Source organism: Paraburkholderia sp. SIMBA_030 (assembly GCF_046535245.1).
In the GTDB taxonomy this organism is placed as follows: Bacteria; Pseudomonadota; Gammaproteobacteria; order Burkholderiales; family Burkholderiaceae; genus Paraburkholderia.
In genome coordinates this window covers 1-238 of the sequence record NZ_JAWRXB010001571.1, presented here as the reverse complement: position 1 = coordinate 238, position 238 = coordinate 1, and the positions used below count along the sequence as shown (strand labels likewise).

Sequence of the window (238 nt, the reverse complement as noted above, 5' to 3'; positions counted from 1 at the left end):
CAGACCCAGCTGCGCGCGCCCCATGCGAAGAATTCCAGCGCCTGATCGTCCCAGCCGCACGACACGGACATAGTCGGAAACTCGCGCGCCAGCATGTGCAGTTGACCCGTCTGGCCCGAGCTTTCCTTGATCGCAACGAAGTTCTTCGAAGCCTTCGTGACGATCTCGAAGAATTCGCGGCCCATCGAAACGCTCATGCGGCCGGGGTAGTTGTACAGCATGATCGGCAGGTCGGCGG

Annotated in this window: 1 protein-coding gene; it reads right to left on the bottom strand. The window is 61.3% G+C overall.

Annotated elements, in window-relative coordinates; translation table 11 throughout:
• Positions 1-238: dihydrodipicolinate synthase family protein (locus SB772_RS45295; protein WP_410839188.1), on the bottom strand; the 238-nt coding region annotated here is incomplete at both ends.